A 23,147-nucleotide genomic window follows, 5' to 3' on the forward strand; every position below is an offset into this window, starting at 1 on the left:
CGCATCAGGCGATTGACGGTGTTGGAAACAATCCGCGCCACGATCAAACCGACAATAATAATCGCGATAGCCGCGACAATGTTGACGGCATAGCTCAGCAGTAACGCCTGATTGCGCACCAGCCATGAACCGGCGTTATTTATGCTATCGACAACGTTCAAATCTTCCATTCAACTTTCCTTATGGATACCCGGACGGGGAAAAAATAACCAAACCTGATAATTACAAACAGGTTAAGGGTAAACAATAAGAGTGCGTTTTGCCAAATTGATCACATTTATTTAGCAACATTTCATGTTGTTCAGATAATAAAAAAGCCCGCATTTCTGCGGGCTTCCGGGTAAGCAACAAACCTTTCTTACAGAACGTCGATCGCGTTCAGCTCTTTAAATGCCTGCTCCAGACGAGTCACCATGGACGTCTGTGCAGCGCGCAGCCATACGCGCGGATCGTAGTATTTCTTGTTCGGCTGGTCTTCGCCTTTCGGGTTGCCCAGCTGGCCCTGCAGGTAAGCTTCGTTAGTTTTGTAGTACTGCAGGATACCGTCCCAGGTTGCCCATTGGGTATCGGTATCGATATTCATTTTGATTACGCCGTAGCTGACGGAATCTTTGATTTCCTGAGCGGAAGAACCGGAACCACCGTGGAATACGAAATTGATCGGCTTCTCGCCAGTTCCGAATTTTTCCTGAACGTATTTCTGGGAATTATCCAAAATTTTAGGAGTAAGAACCACGTTTCCTGGCTTGTAAACACCGTGTACATTTCCGAAAGCAGCAGCAATCGTAAAGTTTGGAGAAATTGCTTTCAATCTTTCGTAAGCGTAAGCAACTTCATCCGGTTGAGTATATAGTTTTGAAGAATCAACATCAGAATTGTCAACACCATCTTCTTCACCTCCGGTTACACCCAATTCAATTTCCAAAGTCATTCCCATTTTTGCCATTCTTTCGAAATATTTTGCGGAAATGTCCATGTTTTCTACCAAAGGTTCTTCAGAAAGGTCAAGCATGTGCGAAGAATAAAGAGATTTTCCTGTTTGCTTGAAGTGTTCTTCGTTCGCATCCATCAAACCGTCAATCCAAGGTAATAATTTTTTTGCGCAGTGATCTGTATGAAGAATTACCGTAGCTCCATAAGCTTCAGCGAGGGTATGAATATGTTTTGCACCTGCAACTCCTCCTAAGATGGAAGCTTTCTGTCCGTCATTGCTTAATCCTTTACCTGCATTGAAAGCAGCTCCACCATTCGAAAACTGAATGATTACGGGAGAGTTCAGTTTAACAGCAGTTTCCATTACAGCATTTACCGTGCTCGAACCAATTACGTTTACCGCAGGAAGCGCGAAATTGTTTTCTTTTGCATAATCGAAAATGTCTGTAACCATTTGTCCTGTGGCAACTCCTGCCGGAAACATTCTGCTCATAATTTTTTTTTTTTAGATTTTTATTGTGTCGATTTTATCTTGTAAAGGTAAGGTTTTTATGCGAAAAATATTAATTTCTTTTGTCTTTTCCCCAAAGCAGTTTTTGTCGTATAGTCTCGTAAAAACTAAGATTATTGGGCTGAATGAGAGAGATTTGGAAGTAGGCTTTTCTCACAATAATTTCCACGTTCGTATCAATATGCGTTAATCTGGAATCCAGCGAAAGTGTATATTGCGGAACTCTGCTTTCCACTTTCAGACGAATTTCTACATCATCTTTTACAATAAGTGGTCTTACATTCAGATTGTGTGGTGCAATTGGAGTGATGACAAAATTTTCGTTGTCGGGCGTAATAATAGGACCTCCACAGCTTAAAGAGTAGGCTGTAGAACCGGTTGGAGTGGAAATAATAACACCGTCTCCCCAAAAAACATTCAAAAATTCACCGTTCAGATAAGAATCAATCGTAATCATGGAAGTCGTTTCTTTTCTGGAAATCGTAATATCGTTTAACGCATACGGGAAAAACATTCCGGTTTTTGGTGAAATAATTTCTATTACAGACCTTTTGCTGATTTCTACATCACCATTCAGAATTTCATCCAGCTCATTGAAAACTTCTTCTTTCGTGAAACTTGCTAAAAATCCTAATCTTCCGGTATTCACCCCAACAATCGGGATTTCCAAATCTTGAACAAAAATTAATGAGTTGACAATCGTTCCGTCACCACCAAAAGTGAAAAACAGTTTTACACCTTTATCGCGAAGTTCCTGTTTGCTCGAAAAAGTTTCAAAATCTTTGGAAAACTGCATCGCTTGTGCCATTCCCGAGAAAAGTACAGCCGAAACACCCCTTTTATCCAGCTCCGAAATAAATTTGCTCAGATACAGAAACGTATCGAGGTCGTTCTTTTGGGTATAAATTGCAGCCTTCATCATTAGAACTCAAGGTATTTTTGGAAAAATCCGAAACGGTCTTTCAGTAAATCTTCTTTTTCGTCATCGTAATGTTTGTGGACAACGTTGTAGCCATATCTTTCGAAAGTTTCATCAATGGAACTCAGGTTTTCACTGCTGATTTTCATGGTGATGTGGATATTATCTTCGTTTACGGCACTAATGTAAATTCCGTACATTTTTGCATTATTGGTTTCTACAATCTTTGCAATTTCAGTGAAGGAGTAATGCTTGGTGCTTGTCTGTATCGTTAAAATCGCTCCATTCTCGGAGAACAAAGGGTATTTCGAAAACTCACTGAAGATATCATCACACGAAATATAGCCCAAATATTTTTCTGTTTTTCCGATAACGGGAACCACGTTTGCATTGAAAATATGGAACAGTTTTACGGTATCTAAAACGTTTCCGTCTTCCAGAATTGCAAATTTCTCATAGTGTATCTCAAGCGAACCAAGCGTTCCTTCCGGACTTTCCTCCAGAAAACTCTGACTCAGCGCGCCAACATAAACGCCTTTCTTCTTGATAAATATATGTGAATATCCAAATTCCTTCGCGATGTCAGAAGCCTCTTCAATAGAATCCATATGGTTGAATGCGGGATAATCTTTGGAAATATAATCTCTGATAAACATTACGCTAATTTAGGAAATTATATAGGAATGAAAAAAAAATCTAACTTTTTAAAAGTTTTTTCAAAAAACACTTGCGTAATATAAATCCCTTTATGTATCTTTGACGCCTTTCATTTTTACTTTTTATTAGATTTATTTCAAACTGCACTGTCCCCGAGGATTTTGCAGTTTTTTTATTTTGTATCTTTACAGTATGGCGCTGTATTTTGTTGCAATAGTTCCCGATTCCGCTGTGGAAAGTGAAGTGCGAAGTTTTCAGAAAGATTTCAAAAGAAGATTTTCTGCAGAAAAAGCACTCAAAAATTTTCCGCATATCACTATTATTACACCTTTTCATTTTAATGAAACCAACGAAAGTGAAGTCGTAGGAAATTTTCTGAAAATGAACTTGTCTGAAAAGCCTTTCGAAGTGGTATTGGATGGTTTCGATTGTTTTGCAAATCCGCATCATCCGGTAATTTTCATCAAACCCATTTCCGAAAATCTTCCGAAACTTTATAAGGAAGTTCAAAAACAAATGCCTTTCATTTATCTTGAAAATTTCAACCCGCACCTTACTGTTGCATACCGCGATTTAACGCAGCAAAATTTTGATGACGCTTGGACTGAATATGCTGAAAAGGAATTCAAAGCAAAATTTAATGTTGATAAAATCTCGCTCTACAAACATTTCGACGCAAAATGGAACGAAATTGCCTCGAAAAAACTACTTTAAATTTTTAAAAAATTCCCACATCACAATTCCCCCACAAACTGAAACGTTGAGCGAATGTTTAGTTCCCAATTGCGGAATTTCAAGAAAACCGTCGCAATGCGGTAAAATTTCATCAGAAATACCATCCACTTCGTTTCCGAGAACCAAAGCATATTTTTTAGAAGAATCAATATCGAAGTCTGTAATCAATTCAGAATCAGAAGTTTGTTCGATTCCTACAACTTCGTATTTTAACGTTTTTAAATCCAAAACTGCTTCAGTTACGGATTCATAATATTGCCAATCCACACTTTCTGTAGCGCCCAAAGCAGCTTTATGAATTTCGCGGTGAGGAGGTTGCGGAGTAATCCCACACAGAATAATTTTCTCCACCAAAAAAGCATCCGCCGTTCTGAAAACCGCCCCAACATTGTGCATACTTCTCACATTATCCAAAACCACCACTAAAGGAATTTTTTTCGTTTCCTTAAAGGTTTCCACATCGATTCGGTTCAGTTCTTCGAGTTTGAGTTTTTTCGTAGATGACATTTTCGTATTTTTGACAAAATTAATCTTAAACCACAAAAGACACAAAAGAATTCCTTTGTGATGAAGATATTCAAAAGAAAACATCAGTTTGAGAATCTTTGATTTTTACTTTTGTTAGCTTTCATTAAGTTTATTTAAACTTTCAAGAAATCAAGCCTTTTGTGTCTTTTGTGGTTCATTTATTCTCATGGCTAAAGAAAAGAAAGAAACTCCGTTAATGGCGCAATACAACAGCATCAAGGCGAAATATCCCGATGCGCTTTTGTTGTTTCGTGTGGGAGATTTCTATGAAACTTTTGGTCAGGATGCCATCAAAACGTCTCAAATTCTTGGGATTGTTCTTACCAAAAGAGCCAATGGAGAAGGTCATATCGAATTGGCCGGATTTCCGCATCATTCTGTAGATTCATATTTGCCGAAATTGGTGAGAGCTGGACTTCGCGTCGCGATTTGCGACCAGTTGGAAGACCCAAAATCTGTCAAAGGAATTGTGAAACGCGGTGTTACAGAATTGGTTACACCCGGAGTTACTTTTAATGAGCAGGTGCTTAATTCCAAGAAAAATAATTTCCTGCTATCCATTCATAAAGAGAAAGAAAAGTACGGAATTGCTTTGGTGGACGTTTCTACGGGTGAATTTTTGATTTCTGAAGGAACTTTGGAAAAGCTGTTGCACATTGTACATACTTTCGACCCAAGTGAAATTATTTTTCAGAGAAGTTCGCCGCTTCCGGAGCAAATTAAAAACCGAAACTGCTTCAGGTTGGAAGATTGGGCTTTTCAGTATAATTATGCATACGAAAAACTCACCAGTCATTTCAAAACCAATTCGTTAAAAGGTTTTGGAGCGGAAGATTTGACGTTGGCTGTTACGGCGGCCGGAGCAATTTTCGCTTACTTGGTGGAAGATACGCATCACGCTTTGCTTCAGCATATTACAAAAATTCAGGTGATTCCGCAGGAAGATTATCTGATGATGGATAATTTTACGCTCCGAAATCTCGAAATTGTTTATCCAGGCAATCCACAGGGAAAATCTTTATTGGATATTATCGACAGAACTTCAACTCCAATGGGAGGAAGATTGCTGAGAAGAAGACTGATTTTACCTTTAAAATCCGTCACGGAAATTTCGAGAAGGCTAGATTTAATAGAATTTTTAAACAAAGAAGATTCTTTAAAATACGAAATCCTTCAGTTGCTGAAATCCATTTCGGATTTGGATCGATTGATTGGAAAATTGGCGGCCGAAAAAATTTCACCAAAAGAAATTGGATATCTTCGTCAGAGTTTAATTAATATTCAGAAAATCAAGGAATTGCTTCATCCGTTTGATGAGGTTTTGGCGTGGATTCAACCTTTGAACAATTTGGAAGAGCTCATTACTTATCTTCAAAATTATCTGAATGAAGAACTTCCCGTGAATATTTCCAAAGGAAATGTTATTAAAGCCGGAATTTCGGAAGAACTCGACCGTCTTCGAAATCTTCAGAACAAAGGAAAAAATTTCCTCGACGAAATGTGCGAAAGAGAAATCGAACGCACCGGAATTTCGAGCCTGAAAATTAATTTCAATAATGTTTTCGGATATTTTATTGAGGTTCGAAACACGCATAAAGATAAAGTTCCGATCGATTGGATTCGTAAACAAACTCTTGTAAACGCCGAACGTTACATCACGGAAGAACTCAAAGAATATGAAGACCAAATTCTTGGTGCCGAAGAAAAAATTTCTCAGATTGAGTTTCAGCTCTACCGAAAAGTTTGTGAGAACGTGATGATTTACATCGACCAAATTCAGGAAAACTCCCGAATTATTGCCGAGATTGATTGTGGCGTTGGTTTAAGCGAACTCGCTGTTTCTGAGAGTTATACAAAGCCGGTTCTGAACGATAGCTTCGAAATTAATTTAACGGAAGCACGACATCCAATTATCGAAAACGCACTTCCATTAGGCGAAAAATATATCCCAAACGACATTTTTCTTGATCAAGATTCGCAGCAGATTATTATGGTAACCGGTCCAAACATGGCGGGAAAATCTGCGATTCTTCGTCAGACTGCCATTGTCTGTTTATTGGCGCAAATCGGAAGTTTTGTTCCAGCAAAACATGCAGAAATCGGAGTTTTGGATAAAATTTTTACGAGAGTTGGTGCTTCCGATAATATTTCGGCGGGAGAATCTACTTTTATGGTAGAAATGAACGAAGCTGCAAATATTTTGAACAATATTTCCGACCGGAGTTTGATTTTGTTAGATGAAATTGGTCGCGGAACTTCCACTTACGACGGGGTTTCTATCGCTTGGGCGATTGCGGAATATCTTCACCAACATCCAACGCAAGCTAAAACTTTGTTCGCAACACATTACCACGAACTCAACGAAATGACGGTAAATTTTGAACGTATCAAAAATTTCCACGTGTCGATTCAGGAGAATAAAGGCAATATTATTTTCCTCAGAAAGTTGGTTTCGGGAGGAAGCGAACACAGTTTCGGGATTCATGTGGCGAAATTGGCCGGAATGCCTTCAAAAGTGGTGAACCGTGCGAATGAAATTCTAAAAACTTTGGAAGAAAACCGTTCTCAAAGTGGTTCTTCAGAAAATATTAAACGTGTTACGGAAGAAAACCTGCAGCTCTCATTCTTTCAGTTAGACGACCCGGTTTTGGAAAATATCCGCGAAGAACTCACGAAAATCGACATCAATACTTTAACACCGATTGAAGCATTAATGAAGCTAAACGCGATTAAGAAGATGATTGGGAAATAACTATAATTTGAAAATTTGAAGATTTGAAAATTCAGTTCAACCCAAACTACTTCATCGTTTTCATTATAATCTTCGTTACCGAAGTTCTTATTGCCACGGTTTTCAAAAATATTGCCTTTGTACGAGCCTTTTTGGGTGATGTACTGGTGGTGATGTTGATCTATACCTTTGTTCTTTCTTTTTTCAACATTCAAAATAAGACAAAACTCATTCTTGGAATTTTTGCTTTTTCTCTATTGATAGAAATTGTTCAGTATTTCAAAACAGCAGATTTATTGGGTTTCAAACCGGGAAGTTGGCAACACATTGTTCTCGGAAATTCCTTTTCGTGGGTTTATGTTTTGTGTTACGCAATTGGTTGTGTAATTATCTGGTTTACAATATTTAAACTAAAAAAGGAACCTGTATAAACAAATTCCTTTTTTCTATATTTTAGTAAATAATTTCAATTAAATCGGTACAATAATAACTGCGGCAATTGCAGCTACACCAATAGCGATAGAAGGTAAAAGTTCAAGTTTTTTTACCTCACGAACATCAACACGGTTAATTGTCACACTTTCGCCAGTTTTAGTTTTTCCGTAAATATTTTGTTCATCCACTTTCAAAACCTGCATTTTTGTGATTTTCGCATCGTTGGTTTGGATGGTGTATTTTTGATATAATTCTAAAGAATTGTCTTTCATTGGCTTCTGCACGCTAACAACTCTCGTTTGGCAGGAAGTAATACTTAAAAGAAGGACTAATATAAAGATGGGAAATAGTTTTTTCATGTAAGAAATTTTTTCAAAGATATGTTTTTTTAGAATTATTTTGAATTTAAATCCTGCGCAATCAACCATGCCTCACTCCAACACGCCTGAAAATTAAAACCTCCTGTTACAGCATCAACATTCAGAACTTCTCCGGCGAGATAGAGATTTTCGAGAATTTTGGAAGACATATTTTTGAAATTTATTTCCTTTAAATCAACACCTCCCGCTGTTACAAATTCATCTTTGAAAGTAGATTTTCCGTCCACTCTGAATTTTTTCTGACAAAGATTTTCTAAAATTTTCTGAAGTTCTTTTGAGGAAATATTCGAAATGTTCTTCTCGGGATTCACTCCAGAGATTTCCAGTAATTTGTTCCAGAAACGGTTAGTGACATCAAAAATTTTGCTTTGTCCAATCGTTTTCTTCGGATTGTTTTGTCGGAATTCCATAAACAAAGCTTCAGCTTCGTAGATTGTCTTTGCAATGAAGTTAACCTCAATTTCAAATTGATATTTCAAATCAAAAAGTTCGCGTGCCTTCCAGGCAGAAATTTTCAGAATTGCCGGTCCGGAAAGTCCCCAATGCGTGATGAGCAAAGGTCCGCTTTCTTCGGTTTTTAATTTTGGAATATTAACTTTAGCATAATCGAAACTTGTTCCGGGCAAGTCTTTGAGCAAATCATCTTTAATATTGAAGGTAAAAAGCGACGGAACAGACTCCACCAATTTGTGTCCCAAGTTTTCAACAATTTTCAACGATTTTGGTGAGCTTCCGGTGGAATAAATCATATAATCCGCCTCAAAATCGCCGTTATTGGTTTTGATGAAATATTGATTTTCGGTTTTCAGGATTTCTTTGACGGAAGTTTTCGTTTTAATCTCGAAATTTTTCTGCTCAACCTCTTTCATTAAAGTATCGATAATGGTTTGGGAAGAATTACTTTCGGGGAAAATACGGTTGTCATTTTCAATTTTTAAAGGAACATGCCGAGATTCGAACCATTCCATCGTATCTCCAGGCTGAAATTTACTGAAAACACTCAAAAGTTCTTTGTTTCCGCGTGGATAAAACTGAACCAGTTCTCTTGGGTCGAAACAGGCGTGAGTAACGTTACATCTTCCGCCACCCGAGATTTTCACTTTCTGCAAAACATCCGAATTTTGTTCGAGAATTTTTACATCGAATTTTGTTTCGTCGAGATTTGCGGCACAGAAAAATCCGGAAGCGCCTCCTCCAATAATGATAACTGATCTCTTTTGCATAATTTTTTCAAAATTACAATTTTTCTACCCGATCCGAAATCCGTAATTTTGCGGCTTACACTTAACCTTAATGTCAATCTACATATATGTCAGTATATCATCACAAATTCGAAGTTCGTTGGAGCGACATCGATGCCAATAAACATTTAGCCAACTCGTCTTACGTCCAATATTGCGCGCAAACAAGGATGGCTTTTATGTCGAAACACAAAATGGGACTCAAAGAACTAAACCGATGGGGAATTGGACCGGTGATTTTGCACGAAAGATATTCTTTCTTCAAGGAAATTTATATGGACCAAACAGTTTACGTAAGCCTTGAAATTGGCGGTTTTTCAGAAGACGGAGGAATTTATCAGTTTTTACATAAATTTTATCTTCCGGACGGAACGCATTGCGCAACAGCAGAAGCTTTCGGGGTTTGGATTGATATGATGCTTAGAAAATCTACGACACCACCGGACGATATTTTGGAGGTTCTGAACGATTTTAAATCTGCCAACCACAAAGTGTTTACGAAAGAAGACATTAAAGCGCTTCCTTTCCGCCCGGAGAATATTGACCCGGAAATTTTTAAAAAGTAATTTAAATTACTCATTACCCATCAGTTATTAATTATAAAAATGCTTGAAGATAAAAACCCACATCTTACGCCAATCGCACAATTAGGTGAATTTGGCTTAATAAAACACCTTACCGAAAGATTTAGTTTAAAAAATTCTTCGTCTGAAATTTCTGTTGGTGATGACGCTGCTGTAATTAATCCGGAAGGTAAGAAAGTTGTTATTACCACCGATGTTTTGGCGGAAGGAGTTCATTTCAATTTAGGATATGTTCCATTAAAACATTTGGGTTATAAAGCAGTTGTTGTCAACTTAAGCGATGTTGCTGCAATGAATGCAACTCCGACACAAATTTTGGTTTCTATCGCGGTTTCCAACCGTTTTCCGGTGGAAGCTTTGGACGAAATTTATGAAGGAATTGCTTTGGCGTGCGAAAAATATGGAGTTGATTTGGTGGGAGGAGATACAACGAGTTCCAATGCAGGTTTGGTGATGAGTATTACAGCAATCGGATTAGAAAATTCTGAAAAAATTGTAAAAAGAAGCGGCGCAAAACCAAATGATTTGTTGGTGGTAACAGGAGATTTGGGTGGAGCTTATTTAGGTTTGCAAATTTTAGAAAGAGAACACGCCGTTTATTTGGCAAATCCAGATATGCAGCCCGAAATGGAAGGCTACGACTATATTTTAGAGCGTCAGTTGAAGCCAGAAGCAAGAACTGATGTCAAAAAAATCCTCGAAGAATTGGATGTTTTACCAACGGCGATGATGGATGTTTCCGATGGTTTGGCTTCAGAAATTCTACACCTTTCAGACCAAAGTAAAGTTGGTTTTAGATTGTATGAGGAAAAAATTCCGATGGATTCTTTGACGATCTCCACTGCGGATGAATTTAGTGTAAATCCTGTAATGGCGGCGCTTTCCGGAGGAGAAGATTATGAACTTCTGTTCACGATTGCTCCTGAAGATTTCGAAAAAATTAAAAACCACCCGGATTTTACCGTTATTGGGCACGCTGTAGATTTTGACCAGGGAAATCATATGGTTTTACGAGGCAGCAACGAACTTTCGCAAATTACTGCGCAAGGTTGGGATGCGTTTTTGAATAAGTAAATTTTCTCGCTGATTTGGTCCATTGCGCTGATTTTATGATTAAACTGAATCTGGTTAATCTCTAAAATCAGCGAGAGTTTAACTATATTTTCTGTCCAACAAAAGCCGCAAACGCAGTTGGATGAATCAGTTCTTCCATGTTTACGGAAATGTCGTTCGGTTCGATAACCGGAAGTTCGTATTTGGTGGCATCGTAGAAATTCAGAGACCATTTTCCGTTGTCGTATTCCAGCCAGGAAAGATTTTCAATCCAGTCGCCGGAATTTAAATAATGAACTGAACCTCTTTCGTTCGTTGCAATTCTGTCAGAAGGCATATGGATATGTCCGCAAATCACATAATCATAATGATTGTCAATTGCGAGTTCTATCGCTTTTTGCTCGAAATCAGCAATGAAAGCCACTGCTTTTTTCACTGAGTTTTTAATTTTTTTAGAAAGAGAAACCTTCGGTTGTCCAATTAAATCAAGACACCAATTAATTGCTCTGTTCACCAAAATCAACCAGTCATAACCCAATCCGCCAATTTTTGCGATGAATTTTGCGCCGCCCTTGGTGGTATTGTCGAAAATATCGCCGTGGAAAATCCAGTGTTTTTTACCATCGACTTCCAATAAATATTTATCGGTCAGGAAAAGATTTCCCATTTGCACATCTGAGTATTTCCTTAGAAATTCGTCATGATTTCCTGTGATGTAGATGATTTGGGTTTCATTTTTCATCATTCTGAAAAACTCGCTCAATACTGCCATATGCGAATTCGGAAAATACTTTTTTGAGAAAGCCCAACCGTCGATAATGTCTCCATTTAGAATCAACATTTTCGGATTGACGCTTTTCAAATAGGCAACGAGTTCGGTTGCGTGACAACCGTAAGTTGCCAGATGAATATCGGAAAGGATGACAATTTCAACGTCGCGTTTCTGCATATTAGTTTTCAGCAAAATAAAAACTTTTGTATTTCCTGAATTTTAATTTAAAATTAAATTTTTTGAGCAAAATAAAAAAGTTCTTCCGCAATTAACAAAAGAACTTAATTTGAAAGGCGTCATTGCGAGCGAAACGAAGTGAAGCGTGGCAATCTGTTTTTAAGGATTGCTTCGTCGCCATTCTTCCTCCTCGCAATAACAGCGTATTTTTATCTCTTCTTCACCGCTCTCGCAATGTTCACAATTACTTTCACTGCTTTTTCCATCGTTTCTAAAGCGACGTATTCGTAAGGTCCGTGGAAATTCATTCCTCCTGCAAAAATATTTGGACACGGAAGTCCCATATAAGACAATTGCGCACCGTCTGTTCCACCACGAATTGCTTTAATTTTTGGTTTTACATTAGCGTCTTTCATCGCTTGAGCAGCAATATCGATGATGTGCATTTTTCCTTCAAACTGCCCTTTCATATTGCGGTATTGCTCTTTGATTTCAACTTCAGCTGTGTTTTCGCCGTATTTTTGGTTGAATTCAGCCACTTTGTCTTCCATCAGTTTTTTGCGGGCTTCAAATTTTTCAGCATCGTGGTCGCGGATGATGTATTGCAATTTTGCTTCAGAAACATCGGCATTAATGTCCATCAAATGGAAAAATCCGTCGAAACCTTTGGTTGTTGAAGGCGTTTCATTTTCAGGAAGCATTTTAGCAAATTCTGCTGCTAAAAGTGCTGCATTTACCATTTTTCCATACGCATATCCCGGATGAACACTCAGCCCATGGATTTTTACAACCGCGCCGGCTGCGTTGAAATTTTCGTATTCCAATTCTCCAGCCTCGCTTCCGTCCATGGTATAAGCCCATTCAGCTCCGAATTTTTCAACATCAAATTTATGAGCGCCACGTCCGATTTCTTCATCCGGCGTAAATCCAATTGCAATTCTTCCATGCTTAATTTCTGGATGTGCCAGTAAATATTCTGCCGCGGTTACAATTTCTGCCAGTCCAGCTTTATCATCTGCACCAAGAAGCGTTGTTCCGTCCGTTGTAATCAAAGTTTTTCCAACGTACTGTTTCAGACTTTCAAATTTATTCGGAGATAAAGTGAAACCTGTTTCCTTGTTCAAAAGTAAATCACCACCATCGTAATCGTCCCAAATTTGTGGTTTTACATTTTCACCGCTGAAATCGGGCGAAGTATCGTAATGCGCAATAAATCCAACGGTTGGCTCATTATCGTGCTCTAAATTTGAAGGAACATAAGCCATGATGTAACCGTTTTCGTCCAAAGAAACATCGGAAAGTCCGAGCGTTTTCAGTTCTTCAAAAATATATTTTGCAATGTCCCACTGTCTTTCTGTTGAAGGGGTTGTTTCGCTTTCGGGGTCTGAAGTGGAGTAGATTTTTGCGTAAGTGATAAAACGATTTTGTAGTTTAAGTTTCCAATCGAGGTTGAATTCTATTGTCTGCATTTTGATGAAATTTCTGTTTAAACAAAGGTAGGGAAATTGGATGGATGATGGATGATGGGTGCTGGAAGTTTACCTTTCAACTGTGAAAAAACGGCCTCCTTCATCCAATACCCAACATCCCGCAAAAAATTTTATCTTTACGAAAATCAAAAAAGTAAAAATGTTTCTTACCGAATGTTCACGCGACGCCATGCAAGGTTGGGGCGAATTTATCCCGACTCAAAAAAAAATTGATTACATCAATGCGCTGATGTCCGTGAAATTTGATGTTTTGGATTGCGGAAGTTTCGTTTCTCCAAAAGCAATTCCGCAAATGGCAGATACATCCGAAGTTTTGAATAATATTGATAAATCGCTCTCCAACACAAAACTTTCGGTGATTGTGGCGAATATTTCGGGAGCGGAACATGCTTTGAAGCATGAACGGGTCGATATTTTGGGATTTCCTTTTTCTATTTCTGAAACTTTTCAGCACCGCAACACGAATAAAAATCAGGAAGAGGCCTTTTCGCAAATTCAGCAGATTTTGGAGATGTCGGAAAGGACAGGAAAAGGATTAAATGTGTATTTTTCGATGGCTTTCGGAAATCCTTACGGTGAAATGTGGAAATGGGAAGATGTAGATTTTTGGGCGAAAAGATTTTCGGAAATTGGGGTGAAAAATATTTTGCTTTCGGACACGACAGGTGTTGCCACCACACAAACCATTGATTTACTGTTTGATAAAATTCCGAAAAAATATCCTGAGATTGATTTTGGAGCGCATTTCCATAACCGTTACGAAGATTCTTATTCTAAATTAAAGGCGGCTTATGATAAAGGTTGCAGAAGATTCGATTCGGCGATAAAAGGAATTGGCGGCTGTCCTATGGCGAAAGATGATTTGGTGGGAAATATGCCTACAGAACAGGTTTTCAACTTTATGAGTACGGAGAAAATTGATATTTCTCAGAATCTTTTGCATTTTGAAAGTGCCTATAATTTGGCGAAAGATATTTTTCATTTTTAAAGTTTCCCACAGATAACTCAGATTTCCACAGATTGCTATGAATAATTTTTTTCCAATTATTTCGGTTTCAGAATTAAAAGATATTATCAACGATAAAAACCTCGTGATTCTTGATGCGCGAGTTGGGAAAGATGCCCGTAAAAATTATCTAGAAAAACACATCAAAGGAGCACGATTTATTGATCTTGAAAAAGATATGGCGAAAGTTCCAAAAGATGCATCTAAAGGTGGAAGGCATCCTTTACCGGAGATTTTCGAATTTGCAAAAACACTCTCTGATCTAGGAATTTCTGAAAACTCCCACATTGTAGTTTATGATGACAAAAGCGGAGCAAATGCTGCAGCAAGATGTTGGTGGATGCTGAAATCTTTCGGGATTGAAGAGGTTCAGGTTTTAGATGGAGGATTTCAACAGGCTGAAAAAGAGGGTGTTGAAATGAATTCGGGAGAAGAACACATTCATAAAAGTGTCATTAAAATTCCTGTAGATTGGAAACTTCCGACCAAAAATATTTTGGAAGTGGAGAAAGCTATTGCTGAAAATTCTGCAACGGTGATCGATGTTCGTGATGCGTATCGCTATAACGGAGAATCGGAGCCGATTGATTTGGTCGCGGGACATATTCCGGGAGCGATGAACATTCCTTTTTCTGAAAATTTGGATGAGAACGGGAATTTTCTTCAACCGGAAATTCTAAAAGAAAAATATTTAAAATTTTTAGATTCTTCGACTTCGCTCAGCATTTTAAATACTAGAAAACTCATTATTCACTGTGGTTCCGGTGTTACGGCGTGTCATACGATTTTGGCTTTGAACGCTGCAGGTTTTGAAATGCCGGATTTGTACGTTGGTTCGTGGAGCGAATGGAGCAGAAGTGGTAAAGAAATTGCAGTTGATATCTAAATTTTCTAAAGAAACCCGAGACCATAGCCCCGGTTGAAGCGACATCCTTTTTCTTGCGAAGGCGAAAGCATGGCAGAAAAAGATACAGCGGAAAACGGGAAATAGCTCCTGGAACCGGTACTTTCTTGTATATCCTGAGATTTCCAAGAAATAATGAGGCAGACGAAAAGACGTTTTAAGCCTACCGCTTTAAATTGTACTGTTGTGCCTTCAATTCCTCCTGATGTACAGAAAGCGGGGCTTTTTCGAATATGCGAATGAAAATTTGGTCGGTTTGTGAAAAAAAATTTCGGCGGGCGCGAAGCGCCCGCCGAAATTTTTTTGTAACACGCGATAAATCACGTCTCTATTAGAACATTCCTAACTCAAATCTGGCTTCTTCGCTCATCATGTCTTTATTCCATGAAGGTTCGAAAGTCAGTTCCAAATCCACGTCTTTTACGTTTTCTACCCCTGCAACTTTTTCGCGAACTTCTGCTGGTAAACTTTCTGCAACAGGACAGTTGGGTGTGGTTAAAGTCATAATGACTTTTACGCTTCCTTCGTCGGAAATCTGTACGTCATAAACCAATCCCAGTTCATAAATGTCAACTGGAATTTCCGGGTCGTAAACGGTTTTAAGTGCTTTTATGATATTTTCGCCGATGTCGGCAACTTGGTCGTCTGTATATTTCATTGTGGCTTCTTCATTTGTCCTTTCGCCTTTTTAAGCTTCACTTCTTTGCAATAAATCTTCCTGTCGCATACGGCGAAAAACATTCGCCAAAGTTAAGACATCTTTTTCACAATATTTAACTATTCTAAATAAATCTTTCTCTATGTGATAAATCGATGAAACCATTGAGCCGTCTATATCATCTTTAGGTGTTGGAATGTTGAAAACATGTGCCAAAAGCTCGAGCGAAACGAAAGATTTATAGTCGCCGAATTTCCATAATTCCATCGTGTCGATATGTGGAATTTCCCAAGGTTTTTTGCCAAACATTTGGAAAGGTTTAGGAGGTTGCATTCCGTTAATCAGAAAACGTCTTGCAATCCACGGAAAGTCGAATTCTTTTCCGTTGTGAGCGCACAAAATTACATCTCGTAATCTTGGTCTGTTGAAAATTTCTCCAAATTCTTCCAAAATTTTTTTTTCGTCATCTCCGGAAAAACTGCGAATCATTAATTTGTCGTTTTTTTCAATAATTCCGACCGAAATGCATATAATTTTGCCAAATTCTGCCATAATTCCGGCTCTTTCCATATAAAAATCTTCGGCCGTGATTTCTTCTTTTCGCTGATAAAAAGTCTTTTTGTCCCACAGTTTTTTTTCGGAATCGGGTAAATTATCCCAGGCTGAAGCGTTTGGAACGGTCTCAATATCAAGGAATAAGACTTTTTCTGAAGGAATGTGTTGAATCATTGGTGTTGAATTTGAAAATGTGTTGATTTGATAATTTGAAAATGTTTTCGAGACCTTCTAACTAGAAATATGCTTCGACTTCGCTCAGCATGACGAAAAATCTATCCGACTTGCATTCCGTTTTTTGTGGTAAGTGAAGTTGTAAGCAATGTGACTTCTTTGTTTTCTCCGTAAACGCCAAGAACCAAGCATTCGCTGAAGAAATTCTTGATCTGCTTTTTCGGAAAGTTCACAACGGCCAAAACTTGCTTTCCAATCAAGTCTTCAAGTTGGTACAAATCAGTGATTTGTGCGGATGATTTTCTGATTCCTAAATCTCCTAAATCTATTTCAACTTTAAATGACGGATTCCGAAGTCCGGGAAAATCCTCTGCCGAAATGATGGTTCCGGTTCTAATATCAATCTTTTCAAAATCAGTCCATGCAATTTCCGGTTTTATCTCCATTTTGTAAATTTTCGTTAGTTTTTGGTTGTTTTTCGCCTCTTTTTATCAAAATTTCGTCCAAAAGTTCCTCAATTTTAATTTTTTCTGCTGCATATTTTTTTTGCAAATCCGAATTTTCTCCCATTCTTTTGTAATATTCCAAAGCTTTTTCGCAAAACTGTTTTCGGTTGAAATCTGGCGCATCAGGAATCAAAGGAAAATTGGTGTGGAACAGCATTTCTGAATAAGCCTGAAATTCTCTTTCGTTTTTGTCTTCCACAACGGGGTCCTGCGTTTTCTGACGAACATGAAGCATTTCGTGAGCAATTAAATTCAGCACTAAACTTAAATCAAAATCAAAAAGATTCTTTGGGATCATGATTTTCTGTTTTGCCCTGAATTCACCTTCTGTAGTTACAACAACGAAATTGGGTTTATCATCATTTCGCAGTCCAAAACCTTCAAGATGGTCATCTTCCAAACCGAAAGACCGCAACAGATATTCTGCTGCATCAAACAATTGATTATGCTCTTTGTAAGCATCTACGTGAAATTTGAAGGTGTCTAAATTCATTTCTCTAAATTAAAAAATCCCGCTAAAAAACGGGATTATTATTTGAAAATTATTTTATGTTAAAATTCCATTTCCACTTCCAGTTTTTCTGCCAAAAGTTTTGAAATTTTCAATTTAAGCGGTTCAATGTCAATATTTTGCATTGCGTCATTTGCAAAAGCGTATAATAATAAAGCTTGTGCTTCTTTTTTGGAAATTCCTCTTGCTCTTAAATAAAACATTGCATCTTCATTCAATTGCCCTACTGTACAACCGTGAGAACATTTCACATCATCTGCAAAAATTTCTAACTGCGGTTTGGTGTCGATTGTTGCTCCTTCAGAAAGTAACACGTTGTTATTCTGTTGATAAGCGTTGGTTTTTTGCGCAATTTTATCAACGAAAACTTTCCCGTTGAAAACACCTTTTGCTGAATCTTTGAAAATTCCTTTATAGTTTTGGTATGACTCACAATTCGGTTGGTTGTGGTGAACTGCAGTGTGATGATCCACCAATTGTTCTTTTCCAATAATCGTGATTCCGTTCATAAAAGAGTTGATATTTTCTCCGTTATGAATAAAATCCAGATTGTTTCTCACCAATTTTCCACCGAAAGAAAACGTATTAACTGTCGCCAAAGAATCTCTTTCCTGCTTCGCAAAAGTATTGTCAATTAAATACGAAGTATCGTTATCGTTTTGCAGTTTATGCCAATCTGCTTTTGCATTTTTTCCTGTAAAAATTTCGGTTACAGAATTGGTAAACACAAAATTCGCATCAAAATTATGATGACTTTCTATGATTTCGATTTTTGAACCTTCTTCAGCAATCAGTAAATTTCTTGTGTTGTAAAACGTGTTTTCTTCCTGATTTTGAGAAAGATAAAAAACATGAATTGGCTTTTCAATCACCACATTTTTAGGAACTTTCATGAAGAAACCGTCTCTTGTGTAAGCTGAATTGAGATTCACAAAAGCGTTGTTCTGATCAGCCAGTTTGTTGAAATAATTTTCAAAAACTTCTCTGTGATTTGCATCATTCAACGCATATCTGAAAGACAAAAATTCTACATTTTCGATGGAAATTTTTGACAATTCCTTGTGAAGCTCACCGTTGATGAAGACAATCCAGTCGAAATGTTCTTCACCCAAATGCAGTTCGTCCAACTGTTCTTTCGTGATGTTATGATGTTCTGAAGGAAAGAAATTGTAATCTTTCTCCGTGATTTCACGAAGATTGGTGTATTTGTATTCCTCGTCTTTTTTAGTTGGGAAACCTGCGTTTTCAAATTTTTGAAGCGCAGAAGTTCTTGCGTCATTCAGAAAAGAATGGTGCAGTTTTCCTAAAAATTCGGAGTGATTTTGTAATATTTGCTCAAATAAAGCCATATCTGTTTTGATAAAAGAGAAAAGAAGAAAGAAAAAAGAATGTCTTTGTTCTTGGCTCTTGGTTCTTTAATCTAATTTAAAAGCCAGTCGTAGCCTTTATCTTCCAGTTCCAAGGCCAAAGATTTGTCGCCGGTTTTGATGATTTTCCCGTCTGCCAAAACGTGAACATAATCCGGTTGAATGTAGTTCAAAAGTCTTTGATAGTGGGTAATTAACAAGACCGCATTTCCTTCATTTCTGAATTTATTGACGCCGTCTGCAACAATTCTCAGTGCATCGATATCCAAACCTGAATCGGTTTCGTCGAGGATCGCCAGTTTGGGGTTGAGCATCATCATTTGGAAAATTTCGTTTCTTTTCTTTTCACCACCCGAAAAACCTTCGTTTAGCGACCTTGAAAGGAAGTCTTTTTTGATCTCCAACAGTTCAGATTTTTCACGAATTAATGCCAACATTTCTTTTGCAGGCATGTCTTCTTTTCCGTTCGCTTTTCTGGTTTCATTTATCGCTGCTTTGATGAAATTCGTCACCGAAACGCCGGGAATTTCTACCGGATATTGAAAAGAAAGGAAAATTCCTTTGTGCGCTCTTTCCTCAGGAGCATCTTCAACGATATCTTCTCCTTCGAAAAGAATTTCCCCGTCTGTTACTTCGTAATCTTCTTTTCCGGCGATCACGGATGAAAGCGTAGATTTTCCGGCACCGTTTGGTCCCATAATCGCGTGCACTTCGCCCGGTTTTATTTCTAGGTTGATTCCTTTTAGAATTTCTGCGCCATCTTCAATTTTGGCGTGTAAGTTTTTGATTTGTAGCATCTTTTATTTGTATAACGCAAAGAGCGCTAAGTTTTTTTATAATTTTCTGCTTTAAGGTCGCAAAGGCGCTTCGCTTAGCAAAGAATTTTATCCAACCGAACCTTCCAAGGAAATTTCCAGTAATTTTTGTGCTTCGATCGCGAATTCCATCGGTAGTTTATTCAAAACTTCTTTGCTGAAACCATTAACAATCAATGCAATTGCTCTTTCAGTATCAATTCCTCTTTGGTTGCAGTAGAAAATCTGATCTTCACCGATTTTCGAAGTCGTGGCTTCATGTTCCAATTGAGCGGAAGGATCCTTGATTTCTATATATGGAAAAGTGTGGGCTCCGCATTCATTTCCCATTAAAAGTGAATCGCACTGCGAAAAGTTACGTGCTCCTTTTGCGGAAGGCATCACTTTCACCAAACCTCGGTAAGAATTGTTCGATTTTCCGGCGGAAATTCCTTTCGAAATAATGGTTGATTTCGTGTTTTTACCAATGTGGATCATCTTCGTTCCGGTATCGGCATATTGATGATTATTGGTTACGGCAATCGAATAAAATTCTCCGATTGAGTTATCGCCTTTCAAAATACAGCTTGGATATTTCCAGGTTACGGCAGAACCTGTTTCAACTTGCGTCCAAGAAATTTTTGCGTTTTTTTCGCATAAACCTCTCTTGGTCACGAAGTTATAAACTCCGCCTTTTCCGTTTTCATCACCTGGGAACCAGTTTTGAACGGTAGAATATTTAATTTCGGCATTGTCCATCGCAATTAACTCAACAACTGCTGCGTGCAATTGGTTTTCGTCTCTTGCAGGAGCAGTACAACCTTCCAAATAGGAAACATAACTTCCTTCATCGGCAATTACCAAAGTTCTTTCAAACTGTCCGGTTCCCGCTTGGTTGATTCTGAAATACGTGGAAAGTTCCATAGGACATTTCACTCCTTTTGGAATATAGCAGAAACTTCCGTCAGAAAAAACGGCTGAATTCAAAGCAGCGTAGAAATTATCTCCTCTTGGAACCACTTTTCCGATAAATTTTTGAACCAATTCTGGATATTCGCGAATTGCTTCGGAAATAGACATAAAGATGATACCTTTTTCTTTCAAAGTTTCCTGAAAAGTGGTCTTTACCGAAACAGAATCCATCACGATATCAACCGCAACTCCTGACAAACGTTTCTGTTCCTCAATATTGATTCCCAGTTTCTCAAAAGTCTTCAACAATTCCGGATCAACTTCGTCCAAACTTGCCAGTTCAGGCTTTTTCTTGGGTGCTGCGTAATATCTTATTGCTTGGAAATCAGGCTTTTCGTATTTAATGTTCGCCCAATCCGGCTCATCCATTTTTTGCCAAATTCGGAAAGATTCCAAACGCCAGTCTGTCATCCATTGTGGTTCTTCTTTTTTCGAAGAAATTGCACGGATGATATCTTCATTTAAACCTATCGGAAAATCCTCATATTCGATGTCGGTATAAAATCCGGCTTCGTATTCCTTCGTCTTAAGGTCTTCTCTTAAATCATCTTCTGTGTACTTCGCCATAATTTATAAACTGAAAGATTCTCCGCAACCACAAGTTCTGCTTGCGTTTGGATTATTAAAAACAAATCCCTTTCCGTTCAAACCACCTGAATATTCAAGCGTTGTTCCTGCCAAATAAAGGATGGATTTTTTATCTACGACGATTTTTACGCCGTTATCTTCAAAAACCTGGTCGGTTTCTTCTTTTTTATTGTCAAATTTCAAAACGTATTCCAGCCCGGAACAACCACCACTTTTCACCCCAACTCTGATGTAATCAATTTCAGGGTTAAAGCCGTCTTCCGTCATTAAAATAGCTGCTTTTTCTTTTGCGTTATCACTAACTTTAATCATTTATTTTTATTTAGAATGATTTTAGATTGCAAATTTACAACATAATAAAATGATTATCAAGTTTACAGTTTCTTTTTAACTATAATTGTGATTGATATTGTTTAACTTTAAATCTTATTTTTAATCAAAACGTCAAATTATTGATATGATAAAGAACCTAGCTTTTATTTTAACTCTTGTTTCGGGAGTAATTTTTGCGCAAAATACCAGAATTGTATATCAGGTTTCGATGAAGACGGATTCTGCTACAGCACCAACTGTCGAAAATGCGTATTTGGATGTGTCCGGTGACAAGTCTTTCTTCTATGGTGAAAAAAGAATTCAGAGAGATTCTTTGATGCAGCGAAATTTTCAGACCAGAAATTTTAATTTCGACCGTTCGCAAATGGAACAGTACCGTACTCAGATTAATTATCAGGTTGAAAAAGATTTAAGCGCACAGAAAATTACATTTAAGAACAGAATTGCGAGAGATTTATATTCTTATGATGAAGACAGAAGTTTCAACTGGAAAATTCTTCCTGAAACCACAAAAATTGGAGAATATAAAGTTCAGAAAGCGGAAACGGATTTTGCCGGAAGAAAATGGACGGCTTGGTTTACGCAGGATATTCCCGTGATGGATGGACCATATAAATTTTCTGGGCTTCCGGGATTAATCGTTAAGGTTGAAGATGCGAAAGGCGATTATTCTTTTGATTTGAAGGAAACCAAAAAGATTGGTGAACTTCCTAATCTTAATCAGCAACGTGGAGGAAGTACTGTAGCGGTGAAAAGAAAGGATTACGAAAAACAAATGGAAAAATTTCGTAAAGATCCGGTTTCATTTATGAGTGCAGGAAACGGAGGCGCTCCAGCTCCACCCGTTTCGGCTTCTGGTGGCGGCGGCGGTTTCCGTATGCAAATGGATCCACAGCGAGTGAAAGAAATGGAAGCACGAATCAAAGAAGAGCAAAAAAAGAATAACAACCCGATTGAAAGAGTCGAGGTTAAGTAAATAAAAAAATCCAGTCAATCGACTGGATTTTATTTTGATTAAAAGGTTTGCTAAAATTACTCAGCAGTAGTTTCTTCTGCAGCTGGAGCAGCACCTTCAACAGGAGCAGCACCTTCAGCTGGAGCTTCTACAACTTCTTCTTCATCATCATCCTGAGCAGCAGCACCACCTTTCATTGCATTTCTAGACATCTTAACGGCAACAACTACTGCATTGTCCGGGTGCATGAAAGAGAATCCGTTAGTTTTGATATCACCAACATAAAGTTTGTTACCAATCTTCAATGGAGTAACATCAACAACGATTTCGTCTGGTAAACTCGCTGGAATAGCTTTCAACTTCAGTTTTCTGAAAGACTGACGAAGTACACCACCTGCAACAACACCTTTAGAACGACCTGTAATTCTTACAGGAACTTCCATAATTACCGGCTTGTCTTCTGATAATTGATAGAAGTCTACGTGAAGAATTTTGTCTGTGATTGGGTGAAACTGAATGTCCTGTAGAACTGCCGGAATAGTTTGTCCGTCGATTTCTAAAGTTGCCGTGTGTGCGTCTGGAGTATAAACCAAGTTTTTGAAAGATTTCTCATCAGCTGAGAAGTTCAAAGGTTCAGTACCACCATAAACAACACAAGGAACTAATTCAGCATCACGT

25 protein-coding genes and 1 pseudogene are annotated in these 23,147 nt (G+C 38.0%); 8 read left to right on the forward strand and 18 right to left on the reverse strand.

Annotated elements, in window-relative coordinates; all coding sequences use genetic code 11:
* The 4 genes and pseudogenes from Q0252_RS06575 to Q0252_RS06590 form a co-directional block, all read right to left on the reverse strand.
* Nucleotides 1-170 (reverse strand): annotated as a pseudogene (locus tag Q0252_RS06575) (hypothetical protein); the annotation flags it as partial.
* A 188-nt stretch (nt 171-358) separates the two neighbouring features.
* A complete protein-coding gene (fbaA, locus tag Q0252_RS06580; protein ID WP_297984731.1) occupies nt 359-1,426 on the reverse strand; it encodes a class II fructose-bisphosphate aldolase in 1,068 nt (355 codons plus the stop codon).
* A gap of 70 nt (nt 1,427-1,496) precedes the next feature.
* Nucleotides 1,497-2,363, reverse strand: a complete 867-nt coding sequence (locus Q0252_RS06585) for an NAD kinase (protein ID WP_297984754.1) — start codon at nt 2,361-2,363, stop codon at nt 1,497-1,499.
* 2 nt (nt 2,364-2,365) lie between these two features.
* Nucleotides 2,366-3,019 carry a CBS domain-containing protein gene (locus Q0252_RS06590; protein WP_297984732.1) on the reverse strand — a complete coding sequence of 218 codons (654 nt, stop codon included), beginning with the start codon at nt 3,017-3,019 and terminating at the stop codon, nt 2,366-2,368.
* Nucleotides 3,020-3,212: 193 nt separating this feature from the next.
* Between Q0252_RS06590 and Q0252_RS06595 the strand changes: the two genes are divergently transcribed.
* A complete protein-coding gene (locus Q0252_RS06595) occupies nt 3,213-3,734 on the forward strand; it encodes a 2'-5' RNA ligase family protein (protein ID WP_297984733.1) in 522 nt (173 codons plus the stop codon).
* Here the strand turns inward: Q0252_RS06595 and Q0252_RS06600 are convergent.
* Nucleotides 3,726-4,262, reverse strand: coding sequence for an RNA methyltransferase (locus tag Q0252_RS06600; protein WP_297984734.1), 537 nt, complete (start codon nt 4,260-4,262; stop codon nt 3,726-3,728). The two genes, Q0252_RS06595 and Q0252_RS06600, sit on opposite strands and share 9 nt — an antisense overlap.
* 187 nt (nt 4,263-4,449) lie before the next feature.
* Between Q0252_RS06600 and mutS the strand changes: the two genes are divergently transcribed.
* On the forward strand, nt 4,450-7,035 hold the full coding sequence (gene mutS, locus Q0252_RS06605; RefSeq protein ID WP_297984735.1) for a DNA mismatch repair protein MutS: 2,586 nt from the start codon (nt 4,450-4,452) through the stop codon (nt 7,033-7,035).
* 23 nt (nt 7,036-7,058) lie between these two features.
* On the forward strand, nt 7,059-7,445 hold the full coding sequence (locus Q0252_RS06610; protein WP_297984736.1) for a DUF2809 domain-containing protein: 387 nt from the start codon (nt 7,059-7,061) through the stop codon (nt 7,443-7,445).
* Nucleotides 7,446-7,484: 39 nt separating this feature from the next.
* On the opposite strand, the gene Q0252_RS06615 is transcribed toward Q0252_RS06610, so the two are convergent.
* Both Q0252_RS06615 and Q0252_RS06620 read right to left on the reverse strand, forming a co-directional pair.
* Complete coding sequence (locus Q0252_RS06615) at nt 7,485-7,877, reverse strand: bacteriophage spanin2 family protein (RefSeq protein WP_367174823.1); 393 nt, start codon at nt 7,875-7,877, stop codon at nt 7,485-7,487.
* Nucleotides 7,844-9,052 carry an NAD(P)/FAD-dependent oxidoreductase gene (locus Q0252_RS06620; protein ID WP_297984738.1) on the reverse strand — a complete coding sequence of 403 codons (1,209 nt, stop codon included), beginning with the start codon at nt 9,050-9,052 and terminating at the stop codon, nt 7,844-7,846. Before Q0252_RS06620 ends, Q0252_RS06615 begins: the two co-directional genes overlap by 34 nt.
* Nucleotides 9,053-9,138: 86 nt before the next feature.
* Between Q0252_RS06620 and Q0252_RS06625 the strand changes: the two genes are divergently transcribed.
* Nucleotides 9,139-9,636, forward strand: a complete 498-nt coding sequence (locus Q0252_RS06625) for a thioesterase family protein (protein WP_297984739.1) — start codon at nt 9,139-9,141, stop codon at nt 9,634-9,636.
* 39 nt (nt 9,637-9,675) lie between these two features.
* Nucleotides 9,676-10,728: a thiamine-phosphate kinase gene (gene thiL, locus Q0252_RS06630; RefSeq protein ID WP_297984740.1), complete on the forward strand. Its 1,053-nt coding sequence runs from the start codon at nt 9,676-9,678 to the stop codon at nt 10,726-10,728.
* 82 nt (nt 10,729-10,810) lie between these two features.
* Here thiL and Q0252_RS06635 read toward each other — a convergent pair whose 3' ends face one another.
* Together Q0252_RS06635 and pepT are read right to left on the reverse strand one after the other, a co-directional pair.
* Complete coding sequence (locus Q0252_RS06635) at nt 10,811-11,656, reverse strand: UDP-2,3-diacylglucosamine diphosphatase (protein ID WP_297984741.1); 846 nt, start codon at nt 11,654-11,656, stop codon at nt 10,811-10,813.
* Between the two features lie 209 nt (nt 11,657-11,865).
* A complete protein-coding gene (gene pepT / locus Q0252_RS06640; protein WP_297984742.1) occupies nt 11,866-13,125 on the reverse strand; it encodes a peptidase T in 1,260 nt (419 codons plus the stop codon).
* Nucleotides 13,126-13,285: 160 nt separating this feature from the next.
* On the opposite strand from pepT, the gene Q0252_RS06645 reads away from it, so the two are divergent.
* Together Q0252_RS06645 and Q0252_RS06650 are read left to right on the forward strand one after the other, a co-directional pair.
* On the forward strand, nt 13,286-14,134 hold the full coding sequence (locus Q0252_RS06645) for a hydroxymethylglutaryl-CoA lyase (RefSeq protein WP_297984755.1): 849 nt from the start codon (nt 13,286-13,288) through the stop codon (nt 14,132-14,134).
* 37 nt (nt 14,135-14,171) lie between these two features.
* A complete protein-coding gene (locus Q0252_RS06650; protein ID WP_297984743.1) occupies nt 14,172-15,038 on the forward strand; it encodes a sulfurtransferase in 867 nt (288 codons plus the stop codon).
* 349 nt (nt 15,039-15,387) lie between these two features.
* Here Q0252_RS06650 and Q0252_RS06655 read toward each other — a convergent pair whose 3' ends face one another.
* The 8 genes from Q0252_RS06655 to Q0252_RS06690 all read right to left on the reverse strand — a co-directional run bounded on the left by Q0252_RS06655 (nt 15,388) and on the right by Q0252_RS06690 (nt 21,493).
* Nucleotides 15,388-15,714, reverse strand: coding sequence for an SUF system Fe-S cluster assembly protein (locus Q0252_RS06655; protein ID WP_297984744.1), 327 nt, complete (start codon nt 15,712-15,714; stop codon nt 15,388-15,390).
* 30 nt (nt 15,715-15,744) lie between these two features.
* Nucleotides 15,745-16,443, reverse strand: a complete 699-nt coding sequence (locus Q0252_RS06660; RefSeq protein ID WP_297984745.1) for a 3'-5' exonuclease — start codon at nt 16,441-16,443, stop codon at nt 15,745-15,747.
* 101 nt (nt 16,444-16,544) lie between these two features.
* On the reverse strand, nt 16,545-16,889 hold the full coding sequence (locus Q0252_RS06665) for a tRNA-binding protein (RefSeq protein ID WP_297984746.1): 345 nt from the start codon (nt 16,887-16,889) through the stop codon (nt 16,545-16,547).
* Nucleotides 16,858-17,442 carry a hypothetical protein gene (locus Q0252_RS06670; RefSeq protein ID WP_297984747.1) on the reverse strand — a complete coding sequence of 195 codons (585 nt, stop codon included), beginning with the start codon at nt 17,440-17,442 and terminating at the stop codon, nt 16,858-16,860. The genes Q0252_RS06665 and Q0252_RS06670 overlap by 32 nt, the downstream gene beginning before the upstream one ends.
* 59 nt (nt 17,443-17,501) lie before the next feature.
* Nucleotides 17,502-18,809 carry a Fe-S cluster assembly protein SufD gene (sufD, locus tag Q0252_RS06675; protein WP_297984748.1) on the reverse strand — a complete coding sequence of 436 codons (1,308 nt, stop codon included), beginning with the start codon at nt 18,807-18,809 and terminating at the stop codon, nt 17,502-17,504.
* A gap of 71 nt (nt 18,810-18,880) precedes the next feature.
* Nucleotides 18,881-19,624: a Fe-S cluster assembly ATPase SufC gene (gene sufC, locus Q0252_RS06680; protein ID WP_297984749.1), complete on the reverse strand. Its 744-nt coding sequence runs from the start codon at nt 19,622-19,624 to the stop codon at nt 18,881-18,883.
* Nucleotides 19,625-19,711: 87 nt separating this feature from the next.
* Nucleotides 19,712-21,160 (reverse strand): Fe-S cluster assembly protein SufB, encoded by a 1,449-nt coding sequence (gene sufB / locus Q0252_RS06685; RefSeq protein WP_297984750.1) that lies wholly within the window; start codon nt 21,158-21,160, stop codon nt 19,712-19,714.
* Between the two features lie 3 nt (nt 21,161-21,163).
* The gene (locus Q0252_RS06690) at nt 21,164-21,493 is read right to left on the reverse strand and encodes an iron-sulfur cluster assembly accessory protein (protein ID WP_297984751.1); all 330 of its coding nucleotides are present in this window, start codon (nt 21,491-21,493) and stop codon (nt 21,164-21,166) included.
* A gap of 145 nt (nt 21,494-21,638) precedes the next feature.
* On the opposite strand from Q0252_RS06690, the gene Q0252_RS06695 reads away from it, so the two are divergent.
* Nucleotides 21,639-22,490, forward strand: coding sequence for a GLPGLI family protein (locus tag Q0252_RS06695; RefSeq protein ID WP_297984752.1), 852 nt, complete (start codon nt 21,639-21,641; stop codon nt 22,488-22,490).
* 56 nt (nt 22,491-22,546) lie between these two features.
* On the opposite strand, the gene Q0252_RS06700 is transcribed toward Q0252_RS06695, so the two are convergent.
* A partial coding sequence (locus tag Q0252_RS06700; RefSeq protein WP_297984753.1) for a 50S ribosomal protein L25/general stress protein Ctc occupies nt 22,547-23,147 on the reverse strand: 601 nt, incomplete at its 5' end.

Source organism: uncultured Chryseobacterium sp., from assembly GCF_936933875.1.
GTDB lineage: Bacteria > Bacteroidota > Bacteroidia > Flavobacteriales > Weeksellaceae > CAKZIK01.

Coding starts and splice junctions, on each gene's coding strand:
- fbaA (WP_297984731.1), bottom strand. CDS start 1,426: ATGAGCAGAATGTTTCCGGCAGGAGTTGCCACAGGACAAATGGTTACA.
- Q0252_RS06585 (WP_297984754.1), bottom strand. CDS start 2,363: ATGAAGGCTGCAATTTATACCCAAAAGAACGACCTCGATACGTTTCTG.
- Q0252_RS06590 (WP_297984732.1), bottom strand. CDS start 3,019: ATGTTTATCAGAGATTATATTTCCAAAGATTATCCCGCATTCAACCAT.
- Q0252_RS06595 (WP_297984733.1), top strand. CDS start 3,213: ATGGCGCTGTATTTTGTTGCAATAGTTCCCGATTCCGCTGTGGAAAGT.
- Q0252_RS06600 (WP_297984734.1), bottom strand. CDS start 4,262: ATGTCATCTACGAAAAAACTCAAACTCGAAGAACTGAACCGAATCGAT.
- mutS (WP_297984735.1), top strand. CDS start 4,450: ATGGCTAAAGAAAAGAAAGAAACTCCGTTAATGGCGCAATACAACAGC.
- Q0252_RS06615 (WP_367174823.1), bottom strand. CDS start 7,877: ATGGTTGATTGCGCAGGATTTAAATTCAAAATAATTCTAAAAAAACAT.
- Q0252_RS06620 (WP_297984738.1), bottom strand. CDS start 9,052: ATGCAAAAGAGATCAGTTATCATTATTGGAGGAGGCGCTTCCGGATTT.
- Q0252_RS06625 (WP_297984739.1), top strand. CDS start 9,139: ATGTCAGTATATCATCACAAATTCGAAGTTCGTTGGAGCGACATCGAT.
- thiL (WP_297984740.1), top strand. CDS start 9,676: ATGCTTGAAGATAAAAACCCACATCTTACGCCAATCGCACAATTAGGT.
- Q0252_RS06635 (WP_297984741.1), bottom strand. CDS start 11,656: ATGCAGAAACGCGACGTTGAAATTGTCATCCTTTCCGATATTCATCTG.
- pepT (WP_297984742.1), bottom strand. CDS start 13,125: ATGCAGACAATAGAATTCAACCTCGATTGGAAACTTAAACTACAAAAT.
- Q0252_RS06645 (WP_297984755.1), top strand. CDS start 13,286: ATGTTTCTTACCGAATGTTCACGCGACGCCATGCAAGGTTGGGGCGAA.
- Q0252_RS06650 (WP_297984743.1), top strand. CDS start 14,172: ATGAATAATTTTTTTCCAATTATTTCGGTTTCAGAATTAAAAGATATT.
- Q0252_RS06655 (WP_297984744.1), bottom strand. CDS start 15,714: ATGAAATATACAGACGACCAAGTTGCCGACATCGGCGAAAATATCATA.
- Q0252_RS06660 (WP_297984745.1), bottom strand. CDS start 16,443: ATGATTCAACACATTCCTTCAGAAAAAGTCTTATTCCTTGATATTGAG.
- Q0252_RS06665 (WP_297984746.1), bottom strand. CDS start 16,889: ATGGAGATAAAACCGGAAATTGCATGGACTGATTTTGAAAAGATTGAT.
- Q0252_RS06670 (WP_297984747.1), bottom strand. CDS start 17,442: ATGAATTTAGACACCTTCAAATTTCACGTAGATGCTTACAAAGAGCAT.
- sufD (WP_297984748.1), bottom strand. CDS start 18,809: ATGGCTTTATTTGAGCAAATATTACAAAATCACTCCGAATTTTTAGGA.
- sufC (WP_297984749.1), bottom strand. CDS start 19,624: ATGCTACAAATCAAAAACTTACACGCCAAAATTGAAGATGGCGCAGAA.
- sufB (WP_297984750.1), bottom strand. CDS start 21,160: ATGGCGAAGTACACAGAAGATGATTTAAGAGAAGACCTTAAGACGAAG.
- Q0252_RS06690 (WP_297984751.1), bottom strand. CDS start 21,493: ATGATTAAAGTTAGTGATAACGCAAAAGAAAAAGCAGCTATTTTAATG.
- Q0252_RS06695 (WP_297984752.1), top strand. CDS start 21,639: ATGATAAAGAACCTAGCTTTTATTTTAACTCTTGTTTCGGGAGTAATT.